Here is a 20478-nt window from a genome sequence, read left to right on the forward strand (position 1 = left end):
ATGTATGATAAAAGAAATATTATTCTAATCGCTATAGCAATCCTCGTGGTTGCTCTTGTTGCAGTTGGTGCCTACATTATCGCCACCGGCAGTAACGATACCGGAATAGATCTATCCAATGACACTGCAAACGACACTACAGATGTCATCATGATTGATGAAAACGGTAATGTTACCAATGACACCGTTGTTGGAGATAATTCAACAAGAAATGACACCAACACAAGCAACGCTACCTACAGAGTCTACAACCCTCAATCCGATTCCTATGTTACTGTAATCGGTGAAGGATATGACGATGAGGTGGACAGATGGTACACCTACGATACCGATGGTGTAAGATATTACAATACAAGAATTAAATAAACAAATTTAATTCTCTTTTTCTTTTTTTAGTCAAAAAACACTGAATTTGTCAGATTATCCCTATATGTTGTCTCATCCCTTAAGGATTCGATGTGATGGATGACATTCAATTTCAAGTCCTCAAGCTTTATCCGACTTTCAAGGTCATAGAAGTCCACCCTGAACTGGAAAATGCATTTCACTTCCATCTCATAGTCGTATATTATCCAGTTCGGGCCGTTGATATCTAAAAAGTGAATGGACCATTTTGACATGACATCGTTAATGCTTTCGCTAACCTCGTCAACGTCAAAATCCTCATAAAAAACAAGTTCCTTCATTGATACAGGTCCTCGGATCCCTGTTGCGGGTTTAAGTTAACTTCAACCTCTTCCCTGTTGAATACGCCGAATGTTGTTATTTCGCTCTTGCGGATGGACAGGGGCTGTGAGACACTGTTGTCCTCAAGTGATATGATTGCAACATTCAGCCATTCCTCGTCCTCTGAGAGGTAATTGCATGGCTCAAACAGCTGGAATTTTGTGATGATTGTCAATAACAATTCTTCAATTTCAATATCCTTTCCGGAATGTTCCTTATTCAAATTGATTACTCTTTCCTTAATGTTCATTGTTTAACCTCTTTCAAGTATTCTTCCAATTTATCCATATTTTCGCTTGCCACTATAAATCCGTCACTTACAACCAGCCATATAGCCTTGAGGAATCCCTCTTCTGTCAGCTTTTCACAGTTTTCAAGCTTGAGCATCTCGTAATTCGGCTTCTCATGATGATACATCAGGAATTCTCTCTTTATCTGGCGCAGCAGCTCATGGTCAATGAAGATTTCAAGTATGTCCTTGATTGAATTTGCGAAGGTGTTGCCTATGGATTTTGTTATCTCAATCTCCTCTTTTGACATTTCCCCGTCCATCTGGGCTATGATCTGCAGGAATGAGGAGTAGTCCTGATATCCGTAGACGGTGAAGCGTCCCTCACAGCAGTGTGCTGAATACTCATCAATCAGGCGTGTGAAATTGCTGTAGGACAATATATATGTGACTATGACATCAACAAGGCTGCTGCTCTTGCAGTCAAGCAAATCGCACAGCACTCCAACAAGAATCTCCTTCAAGAGAAAATGCGCCAGTTCATGTATGAGCGTGGTTATCTGGAATGAGTCTGATTGCCTGTCATCGATTGTTATTGTTCCGAACTCGAAATAACCGAGCTCCTGGCCGTATGACTTGTAGTCCACATTGACAAATGTCTTGGCAAACAGAAGAACGCTTTCCAATGTGGTCAGCTCATCCATATCGACATAGTTTTTCTCAATCACCTCATCCAGGTTTTCAAGTGATGTCCTCTTGAGGTTATTGATGATATGTTTAAAATCAGCGCTTTTGAAGTCGAAATCATTGATTTTGGTGATGTTTTCCTCTGTCAGAATGCCTTGAAAATCATCATAGATAGTTTTACCGTCAAACTCGAATGTCGGTCTTGACTCGATGTCGTGCACGGGAACCTTATCCGATACGTGCTTCAATGTTACAAGACAGTCATAACAGGCATTTTCCTCTTCAGGGTATCTGCGTTGGCATTTCGGGCAGAACTTGGTGAGACTTAAAAGCCTTGCAGGAGTGTCCATTTCGCGCAGGTCATAAGACGCTTCGCTATAACGCATTTCTGATTTAAGGGCCTTCTCATAAAAGACCACTTTCGGATTTATCAAATCGTCTATTAAAGCCTGCTTTTCCTTATCCGATTCCAAATACTTTGTAAGACCGTTTAGCATTCAAACACCCACTACAATAAAAATGATATGATCCATAGGACCGCAGCCACAATCATCACGTACTTGCCGTGCTTCCTTGCGTTTTGCGAGTTTCTTGTCAAAAGGTAAATTCCGACTATAAATCCGAAAAGCGGCAACAGTATTGCCAGGACATAACCGGCGATGACTGCAATCTTGTGGTCATCTTCCACTACAGGCACGCGATATTCACCGGCTGTTGTTTGGTGCGGGTTTGGAATTCCTTCCAGGCTTGCCCCGCAATTTTTACAGAACATTGCACTGTCAACCAGCTTTTCACCACATTTTGGACAGAATTTAGACATAATATTATATTATTTTTAGTGTTTTAAATAATTAATTATTCAAAAAGCTTTTCAATCAGGTGCTCGCTTGTCCTGTAGAGGTCTATCTCTATCATTTCCTGGAGCTGTGGCGGCGCTCCCAGAAGTTCCATTGACTGTTTCCATGGAAGGTATGCCTTTTTCGCCCCTGCATCAATGCACTTTTTAATGGTTTGCGGCAACTTTCCATTAGTTGTCTCGGTGAGTATAACTGTAGAGCCTTCCAAACTTTGGTTTTGATTGATGGATTCATTTGCTATGATTTCCGCTAAAGAATAATCAATACATTCGTCACTGCCTGTTAAATTATCGAGGCATATTTCATTATTTTTGATAGATAGTTTGAAGACGTCTTCCTCTATGAAGAATACCTCACCGACATCAAGTGAATCGTCAAGAACCTGAGGCATATCATCAGCCTCGCAGAACTCGACATCATCATATGGTGAGTCCAGGGTCACGTATTCGAATGAAACCTGATTGTCATCCTCGTCCTCGCCTGCAATCTTTTTCAGTAGGCGAATGATCTCCTTGTTTTGATTTTCAATGTTTTTGTTAATTTTGATTAACTCGGATAATTCAGACATGATAATTAATATAAAAAAAGTAAGTATTAAAATTTTTTAATCCAAGGCGAACATGTAATAGAGGGCTTCGCACAATCTCGCATCATTGGCATACCTTTCAAAACCAAGGGAATACCTCAAGAGAACCGATCTTGGAATCAGCACATTGTCGCTGTCCGGATTAAGCACTATACCGTCCAAATCCTCAACAAGAACATAATTGACAAGCATTGCAAGATTCACAAGCTGGGCGTACTTGAACTTGGAGGTGTTGACATGCCTGATTCTGTCTGTTGACGAGAATATGGTCACGTAAATGCCTCCGACCTTATCGGTGTACATTCCGGCAACAGGGCCTATTTCCCTCAAGTCAATAATGTCGTTATCGAATTCCATATCGCTCACCATCAGCGTCAGTATTGTGGAATTTGCCAACCTTTCAAAGAGCATCTCATAATCGCCGACGTTTTTGGGATTGGAAATGTACTCCTCCAGATATCTATTGTCGACATTCCGGTAGATGTCAAGGAGCTCACCTGCTGAATATGCATCAGTGGTGTAGAAGTTGGTCTTTGGGATGTTGGTTATTGTCAAAATGAATTCCTTTGTAAAGAGATACTTTTCAGAGGCCGGATTCAGGATGTATCCGTCGAAATCAGTGGTTTTCAGGATGTTCTGGTACAGTTCGAAGGAATTCTGCAGAAGCTGGATGTCATCCTCATGGTGAAACTTGCGGAACTCGTCATGGTCGGTGAAGAGCGCTGTCAGCTTCATGTCATTGTACTCGTAGGTGATGAAATTCAGCGTATCGTTCTCCTTTTTAGCCGCAATATACAGATTGGAATACCTGAACTCATTGACCAGTTTCAGCGCCAGGTTTTCATTCAGCCTGTTTCCATTGGCATAAATGTCCTCAATTACTACTCTCAAATGCTTATGGTTGCTCATCATACCTATTTATGTCACGGGTAATATTTAGAATTTTTGATATTGGCCCAAATCGAAATATCCCATTGAGTCCAGCACTTCAAGGCTGGATTTGAAATGACCGTAGTCCTTCGGATATTTGGAAAGATACCTGAAAATGACCTGCAGTTCCTCCTCATATAGGTCGCTTTCATGATATGCCCTGGACAGGTATAGATACACTCTGAAATCATCGGCATCCTCTTTAACAAGTCCCTTGAAGAACCTGATTGCATTTTCATAGTCGCTGTCGTTGAGATAATCCAAACCCTCCTTAATGTCAGCCTTTGACCTTACAAAATCCTTTAGGTCCTCGGGGATGAACTTGCTTGTGAGGACATAGTTTTTCAACCGGTTGTCGATGAAATATGTCTTGCAGTAGTCCTCCACAAACCTCATTCCCCTTCCGTGAGTCTGAACAAGCCTCAGGCTTGTCTTGTAGTCATACCACTCGCCGTCAAGGGCAATGCGTGACTTGACCTGCTTGCTTCCCAAATCAGGATAGGGAATCTTGTAGACTATCTGAAACCTGCACTCGTCGCCCGGCAGGTCCACGCCCTCATCCATTGAAGGGGAAACCAGAACCAATGCTTCATCGCTTCTTTTGAACTCCTCCAATATTTCAGAGCGGTTTTTGGTGTTGTGGGCAATCAGCCTGTCGCTTCTGACATTGTCCATTATGAAGCACATGCATTCGCTGCTTACGGTGTGGATTATTCCCTTCTCGTTTTCATGACTGGACAGGATGTCCTCCAATAATTCAATTGTCTTTGGAGCATTCAGCCTGATATAGGATTTTGATAGATTATACTCGTTTGAAACTATTATTGGGTTTCGTGCATTGTCAAATGGAGTTCTTCGCCTGATTGCATATATCTCAGAGGGGTCAATTCCAAGCCATTTTGCAAAGAGCTCATAATCCAGTATGGTGGCGCTCATGAAAAGCGAAACGTCGGCAAAGTCAAAGAGCGTGTTTACCGCATAGCTGTCCACCTTAACCGGCTTGAACTCCAGGGTTTCGAACTCCTCATCATAATCAATTATCCAGCTGTCGGGGTCATAGTTGATGTTTTCAACGAACCTGTTGCAGTCGCTGATCTTCTGCTTTAGGGCAGAGATCTTTTCAAGCAGGACCGGCTTGTTTAGGTTCTCGATTTTTGACAGCTCAGTGATGTATGCTGACTTTATCTCCTCGATGAATATGATCCAGTCGTTATAGCTGCCGTTATTCAGGTCATCTATCGTATCGTCCGTCAGCTCATAGCGGATGTATTCCTTAAGGTCGCTTTTGGCAAATTCAAGCTTCAGCTGACTCATAAGCATTGACTCGAGGTTATGTGCCTCATCACATATGAGCAGTTCCCTTTTTGTGAAATCCTCAACGTAATTGAGTTCCAAAAACATGTAATGGTAATTGGCAATGACGTTCTTTGCGTTCAATGCATCGTATTTCTGGGCGTAGTAATGGCATGTCGGAGGATTCTCGTTTTTTATTGAGTATGGACAGTTGAATCCCTCAACGATGCATTTGCCCTCCTCGCAGGACTGGTGCACATTCTCCTCAAGATAGCTTCTGCATTGAAAGTTGGACCTTCCCTTTACGAGTTTGAAGTTTTTGAAATCCTTAAGGTATTGGTCCTGAAGCTGTTTGGTGACGGTCAGTATGTATGATGATTCGCTCATGTTGGCCAGTGTTGCTGCTATTGCTGATTTTCCGGTTCCCGTACCCGCTTCCAGCACGATGTAGCGGTATCCCTTGGCAATGGCTTTGCGGATTTCTGAAATGGTTTCCAACTGGGCGTCCCTGGGCCTTTCGAATGGGAAATTGCGGACCGCTTCCGGGTCTATTTCTGAATAGTAACTGTACTGCCAATCCATCAAATCACAAGATAATCATTATTATGACTAATTTTAATCCTCAATATTTAAATGGTTTAACCGAGAGCGCTTGGAAACTAATCGTAATCGTTGACGGAATTAATCAGGTTTGACATGTCATCAAAGAGGCTGTTGATTTCATTGTCATCTGACTTTTCCATTGTCAGGACCAGCTCGTTTGTCAAATCGTCAAGCTTTGAGATGATTTGCCTTAGGACGCTGATTTTGCTTTTGATTTCGTTTTCGATTTTAGGGGAGTAGTCGTTGGCCAGGTTGATCATTGTCAGTGCGGAATCGGATTGGTGGTTGAACATTTTTGTTGACTTGTCCACCACGCCGATGAATCTGGAATAGGTCAGTTGAGGCGGTTCGAAGCGCTTTTCAATCAAATCACGGGTATGCGCCTCCTTAACTTCATATTCCCTTATCATGTCCTCAATCTGGGTTTTGTATCCCATGTATTCCGGCACGGATCCTGGAGTTTCAACCGGCCTTTTAATTTCAGGTTTTGGTTTCGGCATCTCCTTCGGCTTTGGAATTTCCCTTTTCGGATTGACGGGATATGGATTGGTCAGCTTATGAATTCCGTATCCTATGAGGAATGCAGGAACTTCAAAGAACATTCCGAAGAGAATCACCGCAAATAAGCTTTTGGCAGTTGGCAGGAAACATGCGATGGCTGCGAAAAGCAGAAAGATGAGATGTGAAATTATCTTTGTCTTTGAAAGCACAAACTGGCCTGTCTTCTTGTTCTGCCAAAAGAACAGCAAATGGTATAAGTCCTGCAGAACTCCATAATCGTTATAGTCCAGTTTGCTTTTTGATGGATTTGACCTCAGGTTATGAATGGCAAAACCCAGGAAAAATATCAGGGCGCCGATTATTGCTCCAATGATGATTATCGCAACCGGAGCGTTTGAAAGTACACACATTGATGCCAAGAGAAGGAAAGCTGAAATTCCGGCCAGTTTTGACTTGGACAAGATGTATTGGCCGTCATAATCCCAATAGAACAGTTTATGCACTGTTGAAGGCTGTGACCTTTGCACCACGACCTCCGCTTTCTGTATGAATTCGTTGCTGCCGCATTTCTGACAGTATTTTGCAGTGACTTCCACTGTGTTTCCGCATTTCTTACAAGTTTTAGTCTTCATTTTCATCAACCAGGAAATCCTCAAATGTTAATGTGTTAAGTTCTTCATCGGTAATCTCCTTTTGAGGAGCGAGCCTGTTTGCCTGTGCGGTCAGCACCTCCTCGAAGAGGTTGCGCACGGCACGGCCGTTTGCAAAGTTGGCGGGCTTGTTTTCAACCAGCCTGTCAAAGTATTCCTCAAGATACTTGCAGCCGGCCTTATCGACCCACAGGTTGGCCTCATCGGCCATGAGTATGAATATGTCGTAGAGCTCTTCGGCAGTGTAGTCCCTGAACTCCAGGAACTTGTTGAAACGTGACTCGAGGCCGGGATTTGAGTGTAGGAACCTGTCCATCAGTTCAGTATATCCGGCGACAATCACTATGAAATCGTCCCTGTTGTCCTCCATGGCCTTGAGAATCGTGTCAATCGCTTCCCTTCCGTAGTCGTTCTCGCTGGTGGATGCAAGGCTGTATGCCTCATCTATAAAGAGTATTCCGCCCAACGCTGACTGGATTACCTCCTGTGTCTTTATGGCGGTCTGGCCGACATATCCTCCAACAAGACCTGACCTGTCGGTTTCAACCAGATGTCCCTTGCTCAAAACGCCAATCTGCCTGTAGATTTTGGCAAGAAGGCGTGCAACAGTGGTCTTTCCGGTTCCAGGGTTTCCGCTGAACACCAGATGCAGGCTCATGGCGGGCTGCTTTATTCCACGGGATTCGCGTATTTTCCTTATTTGGACTAGATTGATCAGTGAATTTACATCCTTTTTAACGTTTTCAAGACCTATCAGCTTGTTCAGTTCGGCCAGATAGTCCTCAAGTGACTCCTCTTCCTCTTCGATTTCCTCCTCAGCGTCAGGGATATTCAGAGTGATTGGCCTTTCGGTGATGTTTGCGTACTTGTCCTTTAAAAATCCTATGCATTCATTGTAGTCGCCAAGCACCTTCTCATCCAGCCGGTTGTCCACGGTTATGAAGAACTTGCCGAAAAGCTTGAAGCACTCGTAGAGCTCGTTTGCTGAGTTTAGGTTATGCATGTCAAAGCCCTGGCCGAATGAATCCAGTTCGCTCAGGCACTTGAATGACAGCAGTTGAGTGGAGTCCAGTTTCAAATCTGAGAGGTTATAAATATCATCCTTCGTATATGTGGAGCCAAGCAGGGTGTTTATGAACTCAAGCTCGTTGTCGGTAATCACCTCATCGCCCAATCCGAGATAGGCAAACCACTGGAAGAGATCGTCAAGGATGACGCTTTCCAGGGATACGTCCAGGTCATTCAAGGATTCGCAGTATGGCCTGAAAACGTTTAAGGTGTTCACCAGAAACTTCAATTTGGCTAGTTCATTGCTCAGATAGCCTATGTCTATCTTGTCGACTTGAGAACCGCATGTCGGGCATGCGGTCTGTGAGTTGTCAAGGATTTTTCCACAATTGTTGCAAACTGTCCACTCTAACATGTACAATAGTATATTTAGAATAAGTTATAAATTTGTGGGTATTCACAGCATGAAAGCATAATCCCTCGCATTTTTGAATGCGGGATTGTCAAGTGCCAATCCGCCATATGCCTCAAGCAATGCCTCTCTGCCTATTAAATAGTCATCGGAACCTGGATTAATTATTATGCCGTCCATGTCACTTTTGAGGACAAATTCAAGAAACTCGCCAAGCAATGCAACCTGGCAGTAGCAGTTCATCTCGGATTCCTCATCGAGACCTTGCCTTATTGCGTCTGCGCTTGTGAAAAGAACTCCAAATTGGGTTTCCTCATCGCCTGTTGTGCACAGGAGAAATTCCCCCGCATCCTCACTGGATATCACTCCGTTTTTGGCATAGACTGATAGGTCCTCCTCGCTTACGACGGCATTGAGCAGTGTGGATTTCTGAAGCTCAAGCATAAGCGCCTCAAAGCTGTCGTCATCGCTTTTTAAAAACTCAATCAATGAATCGTTTGAGGCTTCTTGGGCTATGTTCAGGAGCCTTTCGCCATCGTATCCTTCAAACTCATCGTCTGTCTCAATAACCGGAGGCAGCGGCAGGTTCACCAATATGTCCCTTTCCAGAAGGAAATCAACGCTATCGGGATTGAAGAGTATTCCGTCAAGCTCGCTGTCGTTTAAAAGGTCAATGTAGATCCTGATGTCATTTGCAATGGGGCTGAATTCGCTGTCCTCACCGTAGCATTCGATGAATGCCTCATCATCGCTGAAAAGCGGCAGGACGTCGATTGATTCATCATCAGATGTCAATATATCAAAACTCAGTGTATCATCCTCAATTATTCCCGGAATAAGTAAATTAGAAACGCCCAACTCCTGCACGAATTGGATAAAAAGATATTCAGGCACTTCATTTCCATCCTCGAAGTAGCCTCCGATTTCATTGAACTTGCTTACCAAATGATTGTTAGTCACGTAACTTCTCTGCATAATTATCACTTGATAAAATGTAAGGTATTTATTATATATATAAATTGTTAGCAATAAGGGCAATATTTATACAATCTCATTAAAAACTGTTAACAATACTGTAAAAAACCTATTATTTAACCTAATAGAAATGATAATAACATGGAAAAACTTAATGAAGATGAAATGTGGGCCATAATAGGCTTTATCAAGGTCTCACAAACCAGATACGCCACATTGAAGGCACTTGAAGACAATTTCCTGATACCGAGCGAAATCGCCAAGAAGACAAACATCAGGGTCACCCAAATATCAAACTCACTTCATGACCTGAAGGAAAAGAATCTTGTCGAATGCAAAAACGAGGAAGCAAGCAAGGGCAGGATATATCAGAACACCGAACTGGGCTCTGCCGTCCTAAAGATTCTTGAAAAGTGAACCGACCGTCACTCAAGCCTAGTCCTCAACAGCCTGACCGCAATTGGAGCAGAATTGCGCATCCGCATCCAGTTTCTCACCGCAATTGGTGCAGTACCTGTCATCACTGTAAATCAAGGCCTTTCTGATTTCAAGCTCCTCCTCGGAAATCTTTCCCTCCTCAAAGAGTGCGTACAAATCCATCAGATCATCAATCTCGTCACGGTTCTGATTCTCGATGTTGTCCTCAAGAATCTCCATTAGGGGCACGGCCTTGCTTTCATTGATTTCAAAGGTGAACTCATCATCATAGGTGTCAATTGTGATCTTGTTTTTGGACCATCCACCTTCGGAAATGTTGATTTCAGACATTTCAGAGTACAATAACTTCTCCTTGGTCTTTTCAATCACCACGCCGTCATGCTCTAAAAGCAGGTCTGTTCCGATCCATTCGCCGTTCTGGAGTATGTTGATCCAGACCCTTTCCTGCCTGAAGATGTTCTCCTTTTCCCTCTGGTTTTTGGCAAGACGGAGGTTTATTGAATCAAGCGAGCTTTCAAACTCCTCAATCAGCTCAGCGGTGATTTCATCATTTTTTATTTCAAGGCTTTTGGAGTTCAGAAATTTTAAAAAGAGTTTGTTAGGGGAACCTAATGGTGTTATCAAATCATAGTCTTCCAGCAAATCCATATTCTGATTATAGATTTCATTTGAGGAATTCCTGAAAAAGTTCTTAAGTTCCATACACTAATATCTATGACTTTGAAATTTATAAATATTTAGAAAATGAAAAAAAGATGCAATGTATAATTTACATTGCTTTGAAAAATCATCCGTAGGTCTCGCCGACCCAACCCATGTTGACGCCGTTCACGGCTCCGCAGTACTCGCAGACATCGGTGTCGTCGTCGTTCATCTCGCCGCAGTAATCGCATTCCCACATCTTCTCACCTCACTCATAGTCGTCGGGATCCACATATCCCAGCTCTTCCGCATCGTCAAAATCAAGCATGTCATCACCGAAATCGTCAATCTCAAATATATCCCAGTCCGGGCTGTCTGACAAGTCAGAGCCGCAATTTTCACATGTTGCCCTTTCGGGGCTGTTCAAGTGTCCGCATACGTTGCATGTAATCATGTTATCACTACCTGTTATACACAAGTTGTTATTAGGTAGTATATTAAGGTTTTGATATTTGGTGAAAATTTTTTGTCGAGTAGAGAACTTTATTTTAAACATCCAATTGGAATAACTTTAACTCCATCTTTTCTAGTATACGCTATTTCTCCCCCAGTCAAAACAGCTAAAAAACTAGGATTTCTAATTTCATCATTAGCTTCGATTAATTTATTTACCTTTAGTAGATTTTGAGCGCCTTCTTCTATTTTAGTTTTTCCTAATTTACATTCTATTAAAGCATATCTTCCATCATTGAGGTGTACAACACAATCAACCTCAGTATCTGAATTGTCATGATAATAGGATATTGAACCTCCAAATTTAGAAGTGTATACACTTAAATCGCGAATGCATAGATTTTCAAAAATAAAACCGAAAGTTTTTAAACCATCAATTGTATTAAAAGCTTTTGGACTCATATTTAATGCAGCTACCGCAATAGAAGGGTCAATAAATACTTTTTTATTTCCAGACCTCATTGATGATTTTGACCTAATGTTTGGAGCCCATCCGCTTAAATCCTCAATAACAAATAAACGTTTCAAAGAATCGACATATGAATAATATGTAGGTTTGCTAATATCCCCAAAGTTTGCGGAAATATCTGCCATAATTGTTGTGTCTTTAGCTAAAGTGGAATTATTTCTAGCAATAGCTTTTAAAATGAGTTTAACTCTATCTGAATCACGTTTAACACCATCAATTTTAGAAATATCACTTTCAGATATGTTATCTAAATAATTATATGCAATTAATAATTTATCTTTATCGTTCTTTTTGTTTATAGAATCGGGCCAACCTCCACGACATGCTGCAAAAATTAAATCATCCATTGTTAAATCAGATTCAATACCATCAATTTCCATTTTAGGATTGTCAAATAATTCCTCAATAGAAATTTTCCCATTTGATTCACCGCTTTCATATAAACTCATAGGCCTCATAAGTAGCCTGTGAATTCTACCAGTTCCTGAATGCATAATTTTTGATTCATCAACTACAGTAGAGCCAGTTAATATATATAATCCCTCACCTTGAAGTTCATCAACAGCATTCCTAACCCCATCCCATAAAATTGGTGCCATTTGCCATTCATCAATCAATCTAGGCTTCTCACCTTCCAATAATTTAGAAGGCCTAATATCTAACCACATTTGATATTGCTCTTGTTTATCAATATCCTGAAGTTTTAAAACACTTTTTGAGTATCGTTCCGCAGTAGTTGTCTTACCACTCCATTTAGGGCCAACAATAAGTACTGCACCAATAACATTCATCCATTGATTTAATTCATCATCCAAATATCTGGCTATATATTTCATAGAAGCACCCATTTAACTATTTTTTGATAATATATTTAACTATTTTTTGATAATATATTTAACTATTTTTTGATAATATATTTAACTATTTATAGATTTACAACATTTATTTCAAACAGTGGTAGAAATAAAAAAATATGAAAAATAAAATAATTCATATTTTATCACTCCATTGATTTATTCGATGGTTTTAGATAGTTAAATATTGGTTTTATTTCTATTTAAAGCTTATTGAAGCCATTGTGAAAAATTGTTACGATTAAAACATCATATATAAATTTTACTATTTAAAATAATAAAAATAAGTTATTTAAATTGAATATTATAAAAAATAAGCAAAAAGAACGTTTATTCCCTTACATAATATACGTAAAAAAAGAAAAAAGGATTAAAAAAATTTAATCCAAATCCCCGCCCTCATGACGCTTATCTGCCAAAACCTCCATTCCGGCAAAGACAAGGCCCGTAAAGACAAATGTCAAGTGAAGGGCGATTCTCCAAAATTCCATATGAGGATCCAGCGAACCCGCATGCAGAAAGTCCTGCAAAAGCTCCACCAGAGAGATTGCAACGATTGAACCGATGATTTTCAGCTTAAGACCTGAAAAGTCAAGGCTTCCCATCCATGAAGGACGGTCAACATGGTCCTGCGCAACATCAATCTTGGAAACGAAGTTCTCATAGCCTGAAAAGGCAACGAGAAGAACAAGATTGGCAAGCAGGGACAGGTCAAGCAGCTCCAGAATCTGAATGATCCACTCGTCATAGTCCAGCGTTGACATTATCATGACAAAGTCAACGACGTTCATGACGAACTTGCAGAGAATCAGGAAGAGCACGAAAACCAGGATAATGTAAATAGGGGATAGAATCCACCTTCCCGCATAAAGCAGCTTCTCACTGTAGTCCTCTATGTCATCCCTTAATGAAATGATATCACCTTTAAATCTTTTAAGAATTCAAGAATTCTCTATACTATTTTATTTCTTTAATGGGATATAACTCAAATAAACGAAATGCTTTATATATAAGGTATTTATTACATTGGAGAGAAATTAAATCGGAAATAAAAATCGTTGAATGTGAAGTGTAATACTAATGAATAAACATCAATTATTATTTCAAATAATTCTCAATGAAATTATTAAAAGCCATATTATCTACAAAACCTGCACTATAAACAATACCCGCTCTTTCATATCTTCTGTGATAAGTCTGAAGGCTTGATTCATAGGATGAATCCAGTTCACGGTCGTGTTTTTCACGTGCAAGTTTTTTGCAGACTGAGGGAATGATATTAGAACATCTATAAGATCTTGAGCGTGTCCTTTGGCGGTTAGGCTCATAATCCTCTGAAATTGAAACCACACGATAAACGATTCTGCAATTCTTTAAAAAGTTACGAATATCTAAGTATTCAACATCACCCTTATTTTTCTCATAATATTCCTCATAGATTAACGGTAATGCTATTGTTACTGTCTCTAAAGGTTTAGCTGCAAGACCATTGAGCATTCTATCTGAGTATTTTAATAGAATCTTATCTAATAAGAACAGTTCATGTTCAAGCTCGTCATTATAGTTTTTATTGTTTAAATTGTCAATGACTTCCACCAATGTGCACTTGCTTGAGTTTCTGCATAACAGGTCTCCCTTAAACTCTATCAGGAAAATGAAGAAGTTCTCTCCGACTTTTTTGTACCATATGGCATCTGTTGTCTTTGGAGTAATCATCAAATTTCCTTCCCTGAATATTTTACAGGAATGGCAGATGTCATCTAACGCATACATTTTAAACTCGTTTTTGCCGTCTTCCATAGGCAGGATTGAAATTCCCTTTGTATTTTTGGCTATTTCATGAGCCTTTTTGTAAAACTGGGGGAATGAATCCAAGAATTCCACAAATTTAGTTTCATCAGCTGTTAATGTCATTTTTACTCCTTGAACAGTATTTTGGCTTTGAGCTTGTCAAGTTCATCATATGGCCTGGTCAGATTCTCATAGACTTCCCCCATGTTTTTTGGGTTGATTTTCTTGAAGTTGTACTTGCCATTGCTTTGTTTTTCAGTTAGGTAAAAATTTGTTTCATTTAACAGATCATAATATTGTGAGTAAAGTGAAATTGCTTCAATAAACATTGGACTATGAGAGTTTAGATATATATGAATGTTTAACTCTTTTGCAAGTAAAACTAATACTTCCGCATATTTGATTTCCCATTCAGGATGAAGGCTGGATTCAGGTTCATCTATGATTAAAAATGCGTCTTCTTTTAATTTATTGTTTTGAAGTAAAAGTTGTATAATTCCAATTTCTTTGATTCCTGATGAATTTTCCTGTGACATCAGACAATCGCTTTTAATAATGTTCTGGATTTTTGATAGAATGACAGAGTCATTATTTAAAATATCTTCTTCTAAAGCTTCCTTAATATGAACTATATGGTCCAATCTCAGTATTTCCAAATCCTTTAAATCGAAAACAGAAATATTATCAATATAGAAAATATCAGATGGGATAAAATCAGTTTCGAATTTAATATTTGAATCATTTAAATCTGATAGTTCTTCACTGTCAAGCAGATAATCTATTGATTCATCGTTGATTTCTGATTTCAGATAACAGTATAATATTTTAGATACTGTTGATTTGCCACTGGAGTTGACTCCACCAACAACATTTATCCGTTTAATATTGATTTTAGCATTATTTATTTGTCTAAAATCATTTATTTCCAAATCCATATAATCCCCTATTAGAATTGTTGTTTACAGATATTTTTGTATTTACAGTACTTGCAATCATCACATTTGCAAGATTCGAAATTATCATCATGAATATTTTTGGCAACACGTTCCAATTCACATTTTAACTCTTCAATGTATGCCTCATCAATATCAATATCTTTCATTTTTTGAGATTTAATTGCATATACCTGAAGTTTAGAAATTTCTTTTCCTTCATATTCCTGATTTTGATCTCTTAGAGCTAAAACATACAAATGCAATTGTTTTTTAAACTTGTCTTCATATTTATCTTCTAAGCGTGTGTTTTTATAATCTATTATTCCCAAATTGCCATCTATTTCATAGATTAAATCAACCACACCTTTAAGAGCATAATTTTTATCTTTAAGGTAGAATGGATATTCACTGTCAAGTATTTTTAAATCTCTACCATAATTATCATAGTAATAAACTACATTTTCTATGATTTCATTTAGCTGTTTTTCATATTCAACTGGGTCTTCTTCATGCAATTCCTCATTTGATTTTTCAAATAAGTCAGTTATGATTTCTACAACTGTATCATTGCCGATGAATACATTATCATTGTTTATGATTTCCTTGTTAATTATTTCCAATGCTTTGTGAACAAATATTCCTTCATCGATTTCTTGCTTTTCGGTGATGCTAAAACCAATCTGATTTGCTAATTTATACCTAAACGGACAGTTATTATAGTTTTCTAGTGCAGTAAAGCTTAAATCAATACAGTAGGAATTATCTTCCTCATCAGGCTTTCTTGGTATTGCATCAATATGAATGTCATCTATATCAATGAATCTGCAAGCATCCAGGTTTTCATTAATTGCGCTTTCTATTCTTGCAGGTCCTTTTGGAAGGTTTTCAAATTCTCCACTTTCAAGTGCTGAGACTAATTCAGGATTAACATTATCAACCAGTGAAGATAAGATTAAAACATCCTCAGCACGAGTCATTCCAACATAAATAACCCTTTCCTCTTCCATATCATGAGATAACTCCAGACCAAATTCCTCATCATATTTAGGATAAGATAAACAGTCATATGGTGTGAAATAAACCGGACCCATATTAATCCAATCTTTTTCTTCAGGATTAATGAATTTTTTAGGGAAAGTATCTTTTTTAAATGATGGGATGATAACCACCGGAAATTCCAGACCTTTTGAACCATGAATTGTCATTATCTGAATTGCATCCTTTTTATCCTCTTTAAATGCCGAATGATTGCCGATCACACGGTAAATAAACCAGAATGCTCCCCTAATATCACGTTCATATCTTACATCAACAAAAGTCTGAAGAGAACTGGTGATTTGTGAGAGATTATTTATCTCCTCCTCATTACTTAAAACCTCATCTTCTGTTAAAAATCCAGTAACATCAGTTAACAATTTTAAATAGACTTCTGAAACTGTTGGTCTTTCATAATACTTAACATCCTCAGCATATAATGAATCTTTTAAATCATTTAACTTTCTAAAGAATTCCAAATCATCTTCATTTGTAATTCCATATTCAAGTAGGTTTTCATTTGATAAAATCGGCCTTGTCACTGAGTCAAATATCTCAATTAACATTTCCTCAGGACGGTCCTGTACAACTTTTTCAAATGATTGCTTGCCTCCAGATTTATGATCTCTTAACCATATCTGATTTTCGGTTTTAACGACTTCCTCTTCAAATTTACTCTGTAAATTATATAAGATTTCTTTAGTCTCCTCGGATAATTTAAATAGGATTTGGTCAGCATATGCTCTTAAATTCAACCAATCCCTTTCCCAGCTATTAAAGAAGATTTTGTGAGGATCATCATCGGAAACTAAATGATAGAACAATGTTAAAACGGATTTGATTTCATCTTTGTCAAGTAAATCATTAGTTTTTATTTCAACATCAATATTGTTTTCCTCTAATTTTTCAAGCAAAGGCCCAACACATTTTGAGCTGCTTGGTTTAACTGAACGGAACAGAATACCAATGTCAGATAACTTATTAATTTTCTTTTTATCTATTAAATATTTGATAATTCTTAAAATATTTTCCGCTTCAACTGCAACTGACTCTTTACCCTTACCTCTAGCAGTATTAAAATTATTCACCATATAATAAGTGTTATTATGGATTTGGCGGCCACATTTGGCTTTACCTAATGCAGATTCCTCTGGTCTTTGATGTTTGATAAAGTCTTCTGAAATATCAATGATTTCATGAGTTGAACGGTAATTAGTCGGTAAACTTTTAAATTCAAACTTATCATCGTATTTTTTTGCTAGATAAGTGAATGGATTTGTATTTGAACCTCTAAAACCATAAATACTCTGGTTGATGTCTCCCACAACAGTAAATGTTTCAGCAGTTTTCATTAACTCTTCAAACAATGCCATCTGCATTGGATCAGTGTCTTGAAACTCGTCAATTAAAATATTAGTAAATTGTGTTTTAAAATCTTCCTGTTGAGCAATTTCCAGGGCATTCTTTTGCATATGGGCAAAATCAATTGCTTTTTCACGTTTTAGAATTTCCTCATAAATTGGATAGGATTTTGCAATTTGCAGATATTTAGCATTATATTTTGATTTTTTAAACTCATCATTTTCTTTAACTTCATCATATGGATATTTTCCGTCGTTTTTCTCCATATAATCTCTTACAAATGTTACATATTCCTCACTGATTGGTCTTGTTTTTTCAATATAATCAATTAATTTATCAATATCAACATCAAAAGAACAATACTCGTTATATTTATCAGCAATATTTGGAATTTCACTGTTTGACATGTAAGCTTCCTTGACAAAGCCTAATTCTTCCATGTGTTTTCCAATAAATAGAAGGTTTTTCTCACCCGCATCATCTGAAATTAAATTTAAACCAACTTTACCATTTTCCTCTAAGATCCTACCACAGAATGCATGAATTGTTGAGATGTGCATTTTTTGAACATCACTTTTAAGCAAATCTCCTTCGGCCAATCTTTCCTGAAGCTCTTCAGCAGCTTTGGTTGAAAAAGTAATGATTAATAATGTTTCTGGATCAACTCCAAGTTCATTTACCATGTAATTGACTTTTTCAATCAATACTCTGGTTTTACCTGCACCAGGACCTGCCTCAACACTTAAAAATTTATCTCCGTCATATGTTACAACTTCCAGTTGCTCATCATTCAAATCAATGGCAATATCCGAGAACTCCGGATACATTTTTAGGAATTCCTTGAGCTCTTCCTGATCAGTATTGCCATTGAATTTAGTTTTTGGCGAATAATCCTCAATTGTTATGTCGAGTTCATTAGGAATCGGGTAATTCTTTAATAGGGAGGGCAATTCATATCCATTTCTGGCGCAAGTCTCTTTAATCTGTTTGTATGATCCGAATAACTTTTGTTTTTTGATTATATATGACATATTAACTCCTTTGAATGTTTATAAAAAGCATAAGCAATATGAAAAATGTAATTTCACTTAAAACACTATTAATCAAGTTGCGGATTGAAAAATGTATCCTCAACATTTTCTTTTTTAAGTTCCTCGATTTTATCATCGCTTAAAACTTTAGCAATAACTGAATCCTTAGAGACAAACTTAACCTCACAGTAGCTGACATCACCTATTTTGTCATAAATTCTGCCGGCGCTCATAGTCCCCTTAGTCACTGTGTTAGCACTATTAGCAATGTATCCGGTTTTACCAATATATTTATTCTCACATGCAATAGCCTCAAGGTCATAATCATTATCAGGTTCTTTAACTAATCTTACAATAGACCCAATTTTAAAAACCTTATTACCTTCATAGTTTTTTAATCCAACAATAGTAGTGTATAGCTCTTTATCATCCATTTTATCACCAGAAATATAACTTGTGTTTATTTATGTTTTAATATATTATAAATTTTTCAATAGTTTAGTGGAAAATCTTTTGGAATATCCATTTTAATCTATATCTTGACTGTTCAAAGGCCATAATCCATGTTTTAGTGGAAACTCCTTTGCAATCTCATTAGAAAAAGAGTTGCTACAAGAGCAAATGCAGTCACAATCCTTGTTTTAGTGGAAACTCCTTTGCAATGGAAGTATGTCTCAATGTTTCAGTTGAAAGAAGAAAAAGGTCACAATCCTTGTTTTAGTGGAAACTCCTTTGCAATAAAAAAAAGAAAAAGAATTTGTAGGGGGGAAAATTTGTCACAATCCTTGTTTTAGTGGAAACTCCTTTGCAATGCTAAAAAAGCGCTAAAAAGTGAAATAAGCGTTCTAAGTCACAATCCTTGTTTTAGTGGAAACTCCTTTGCAATAGTTAAAATCTCCTACAGAAAATTAGCAAGAATCGAAAGAGTCACAATCCTTGTTTTAGTGGAAACTCCTTTGCAATGGAAATTTGGCACGACTATAAAAACGACATGGAGAGAGTCACAATCCTTGTTTTAGTGGAAACTCCTTTGCAATTTAAGGAGAATGAGGCAAAAGCCAAGTTTCGTGAAGAGTCACAATCCTTGTTTTAGTGGAAACTCCTTTGCAATACAATAAAAAATTTGTAAACAAAACAGTTAAACAATGTCACAATCCTTGTTTTAGTGGAAACTCCTTTGCAATACAAACTATGGATAAATTATTTGAGAATATTGAAAAGTCACAATCCTTGTTTTAGTGGAAACTCCTTTGCAATTTAAAATAGCGTACGTGTCCCGTTTTGACTTAAAAAAGGTCACAATCCTTGTTTTAGTGGAAACTCCTTTGCAATATAAGATGTGGTATTTATGAATAATAAAACTAAAATGTCACAATCCTTGTTTTAGTGGAAACTCCTTTGCAATTGCAGTTAGAATACGAAGCGCAACACGATGTTGATTTCGAGTCACAATCCTTGTTTTAGTGGAAACTCCTTTGCAATAGAAGTTGTAGGAATTGGAAAGAATAGTATCTGCTTAAGTCACAATCCTTGTTTTAGTGGAAACTCCTTTGCAATTTAAAGAAAAACAACATGGAGATACTGTTTTAACTAATGTCACAATCCTTGTTTTAGTGGAAACTCCTTTGCAATTGATGCAACAGTTACCCCTGCAATGAAAGAAAGAAGGGGTCACAATCCTTGTTTTAGTGGAAACTCCTTTGCAATAAGTTGGAGCGAAAGACATAACAAAGTAGTTGGAATTAGGTCACAATCCTTGTTTTAGTGGAAACTCCTTTGCAATGAATTGAAAAAGACAATAAAAAAGCAATGTTTTGGTGTCACAATCCTTGTTTTAGTGGAAACTCCTTTGCAATGACAATATAAATAAAGGATACAACAATGACTTTTTAAAGTCACAATCCTTGTTTTAGTGGAAACTCCTTTGCAATTCCAAGTATTCTTGAATAAA

Annotated in this window: 21 protein-coding genes and 1 CRISPR repeat array (1 of these 22 cut by a window edge); of the genes, 2 read left to right on the forward strand and 19 right to left on the reverse strand. The window is 37.9% G+C overall.

Features of this window, described 5'->3' with window-relative positions; all coding sequences use genetic code 11:
* Positions 1–366, forward strand: a complete 366-nt coding sequence (locus MBBTH_RS00395) for a hypothetical protein (RefSeq protein WP_116591073.1) — start codon at positions 1–3, stop codon at positions 364–366.
* 26 nt (positions 367–392) lie between these two features.
* On the opposite strand, the gene MBBTH_RS00400 is transcribed toward MBBTH_RS00395, so the two are convergent.
* The 10 genes from MBBTH_RS00400 to MBBTH_RS00445 all read right to left on the reverse strand — a co-directional run bounded on the left by MBBTH_RS00400 (position 393) and on the right by MBBTH_RS00445 (position 9457).
* Positions 393–686 (reverse strand): hypothetical protein, encoded by a 294-nt coding sequence (locus MBBTH_RS00400; RefSeq protein ID WP_116591074.1) that lies wholly within the window; start codon positions 684–686, stop codon positions 393–395.
* Entirely contained in the window at positions 683–976 is a 294-nt protein-coding gene (locus MBBTH_RS00405) for a hypothetical protein (protein ID WP_116591075.1), read from the reverse strand. Before MBBTH_RS00405 ends, MBBTH_RS00400 begins: the two co-directional genes overlap by 4 nt.
* Positions 973–2139, reverse strand: coding sequence for a hypothetical protein (locus MBBTH_RS00410; RefSeq protein WP_116591076.1), 1167 nt, complete (start codon positions 2137–2139; stop codon positions 973–975). Before MBBTH_RS00410 ends, MBBTH_RS00405 begins: the two co-directional genes overlap by 4 nt.
* A gap of 11 nt (positions 2140–2150) precedes the next feature.
* Positions 2151–2462 carry a zinc-ribbon domain-containing protein gene (locus MBBTH_RS00415; RefSeq protein ID WP_116591077.1) on the reverse strand — a complete coding sequence of 104 codons (312 nt, stop codon included), beginning with the start codon at positions 2460–2462 and terminating at the stop codon, positions 2151–2153.
* Between the two features lie 35 nt (positions 2463–2497).
* The gene (locus MBBTH_RS00420; protein WP_116591078.1) at positions 2498–3067 is read right to left on the reverse strand and encodes a hypothetical protein; all 570 of its coding nucleotides are present in this window, start codon (positions 3065–3067) and stop codon (positions 2498–2500) included.
* Positions 3068–3103: 36 nt separating this feature from the next.
* The gene (locus MBBTH_RS00425; RefSeq protein WP_165813990.1) at positions 3104–3976 is read right to left on the reverse strand and encodes an SseB family protein; all 873 of its coding nucleotides are present in this window, start codon (positions 3974–3976) and stop codon (positions 3104–3106) included.
* Positions 3977–4021: 45 nt separating this feature from the next.
* Positions 4022–5890: a helicase C-terminal domain-containing protein gene (locus MBBTH_RS00430; protein WP_116591080.1), complete on the reverse strand. Its 1869-nt coding sequence runs from the start codon at positions 5888–5890 to the stop codon at positions 4022–4024.
* Positions 5891–5967: 77 nt separating this feature from the next.
* Positions 5968–7044, reverse strand: a complete 1077-nt coding sequence (locus MBBTH_RS00435; RefSeq protein WP_133241916.1) for a zinc ribbon domain-containing protein — start codon at positions 7042–7044, stop codon at positions 5968–5970.
* The gene (locus MBBTH_RS00440) at positions 7034–8485 is read right to left on the reverse strand and encodes an AAA family ATPase (protein WP_116591082.1); all 1452 of its coding nucleotides are present in this window, start codon (positions 8483–8485) and stop codon (positions 7034–7036) included. Before MBBTH_RS00440 ends, MBBTH_RS00435 begins: the two co-directional genes overlap by 11 nt.
* Positions 8486–8527: 42 nt before the next feature.
* Positions 8528–9457 (reverse strand): SseB family protein, encoded by a 930-nt coding sequence (locus MBBTH_RS00445; protein WP_116591083.1) that lies wholly within the window; start codon positions 9455–9457, stop codon positions 8528–8530.
* 141 nt (positions 9458–9598) lie between these two features.
* On the opposite strand from MBBTH_RS00445, the gene MBBTH_RS00450 reads away from it, so the two are divergent.
* The gene (locus MBBTH_RS00450) at positions 9599–9874 is read left to right on the forward strand and encodes a helix-turn-helix domain-containing protein (RefSeq protein WP_116591084.1); all 276 of its coding nucleotides are present in this window, start codon (positions 9599–9601) and stop codon (positions 9872–9874) included.
* Positions 9875–9892: 18 nt separating this feature from the next.
* On the opposite strand, the gene MBBTH_RS00455 is transcribed toward MBBTH_RS00450, so the two are convergent.
* From MBBTH_RS00455 to MBBTH_RS00490, 9 genes are all read right to left on the reverse strand, one after another.
* On the reverse strand, positions 9893–10597 hold the full coding sequence (locus MBBTH_RS00455; RefSeq protein WP_116591085.1) for a zinc ribbon domain-containing protein: 705 nt from the start codon (positions 10595–10597) through the stop codon (positions 9893–9895).
* 85 nt (positions 10598–10682) lie between these two features.
* Complete coding sequence (locus MBBTH_RS11230) at positions 10683–10796, reverse strand: zinc ribbon domain-containing protein (RefSeq protein WP_394340193.1); 114 nt, start codon at positions 10794–10796, stop codon at positions 10683–10685.
* 9 nt (positions 10797–10805) lie between these two features.
* A complete protein-coding gene (locus tag MBBTH_RS00460) occupies positions 10806–10991 on the reverse strand; it encodes a hypothetical protein (protein WP_116591086.1) in 186 nt (61 codons plus the stop codon).
* An 89-nt stretch (positions 10992–11080) separates the two neighbouring features.
* Entirely contained in the window at positions 11081–12355 is a 1275-nt protein-coding gene (locus MBBTH_RS00465) for an ATP-binding protein (protein WP_116591087.1), read from the reverse strand.
* Positions 12356–12753: 398 nt separating this feature from the next.
* On the reverse strand, positions 12754–13314 hold the full coding sequence (locus tag MBBTH_RS00470; protein WP_207773296.1) for a YqhA family protein: 561 nt from the start codon (positions 13312–13314) through the stop codon (positions 12754–12756).
* Positions 13315–13471: 157 nt separating this feature from the next.
* Complete coding sequence (locus MBBTH_RS00475; protein WP_116591089.1) at positions 13472–14287, reverse strand: hypothetical protein; 816 nt, start codon at positions 14285–14287, stop codon at positions 13472–13474.
* Between the two features lie 2 nt (positions 14288–14289).
* Positions 14290–15099 carry an AAA family ATPase gene (locus MBBTH_RS00480; RefSeq protein WP_116591090.1) on the reverse strand — a complete coding sequence of 270 codons (810 nt, stop codon included), beginning with the start codon at positions 15097–15099 and terminating at the stop codon, positions 14290–14292.
* A gap of 11 nt (positions 15100–15110) precedes the next feature.
* Complete coding sequence (locus MBBTH_RS00485) at positions 15111–18527, reverse strand: ATP-dependent helicase (protein ID WP_116591091.1); 3417 nt, start codon at positions 18525–18527, stop codon at positions 15111–15113.
* A 68-nt stretch (positions 18528–18595) separates the two neighbouring features.
* Positions 18596–18961, reverse strand: a complete 366-nt coding sequence (locus MBBTH_RS00490) for an HIRAN domain-containing protein (protein ID WP_116591092.1) — start codon at positions 18959–18961, stop codon at positions 18596–18598.
* Between the two features lie 119 nt (positions 18962–19080).
* Positions 19081–20478: a CRISPR direct-repeat array (repeat unit 37 nt; unit sequence GTCACAATCCTTGTTTTAGTGGAAACTCCTTTGCAAT) (it continues 995 nt past the right edge of the window).

This window comes from Methanobrevibacter thaueri (assembly GCF_003111625.1).
Taxonomy (GTDB): domain Archaea; phylum Methanobacteriota; class Methanobacteria; order Methanobacteriales; family Methanobacteriaceae; genus Methanocatella; species Methanocatella thaueri.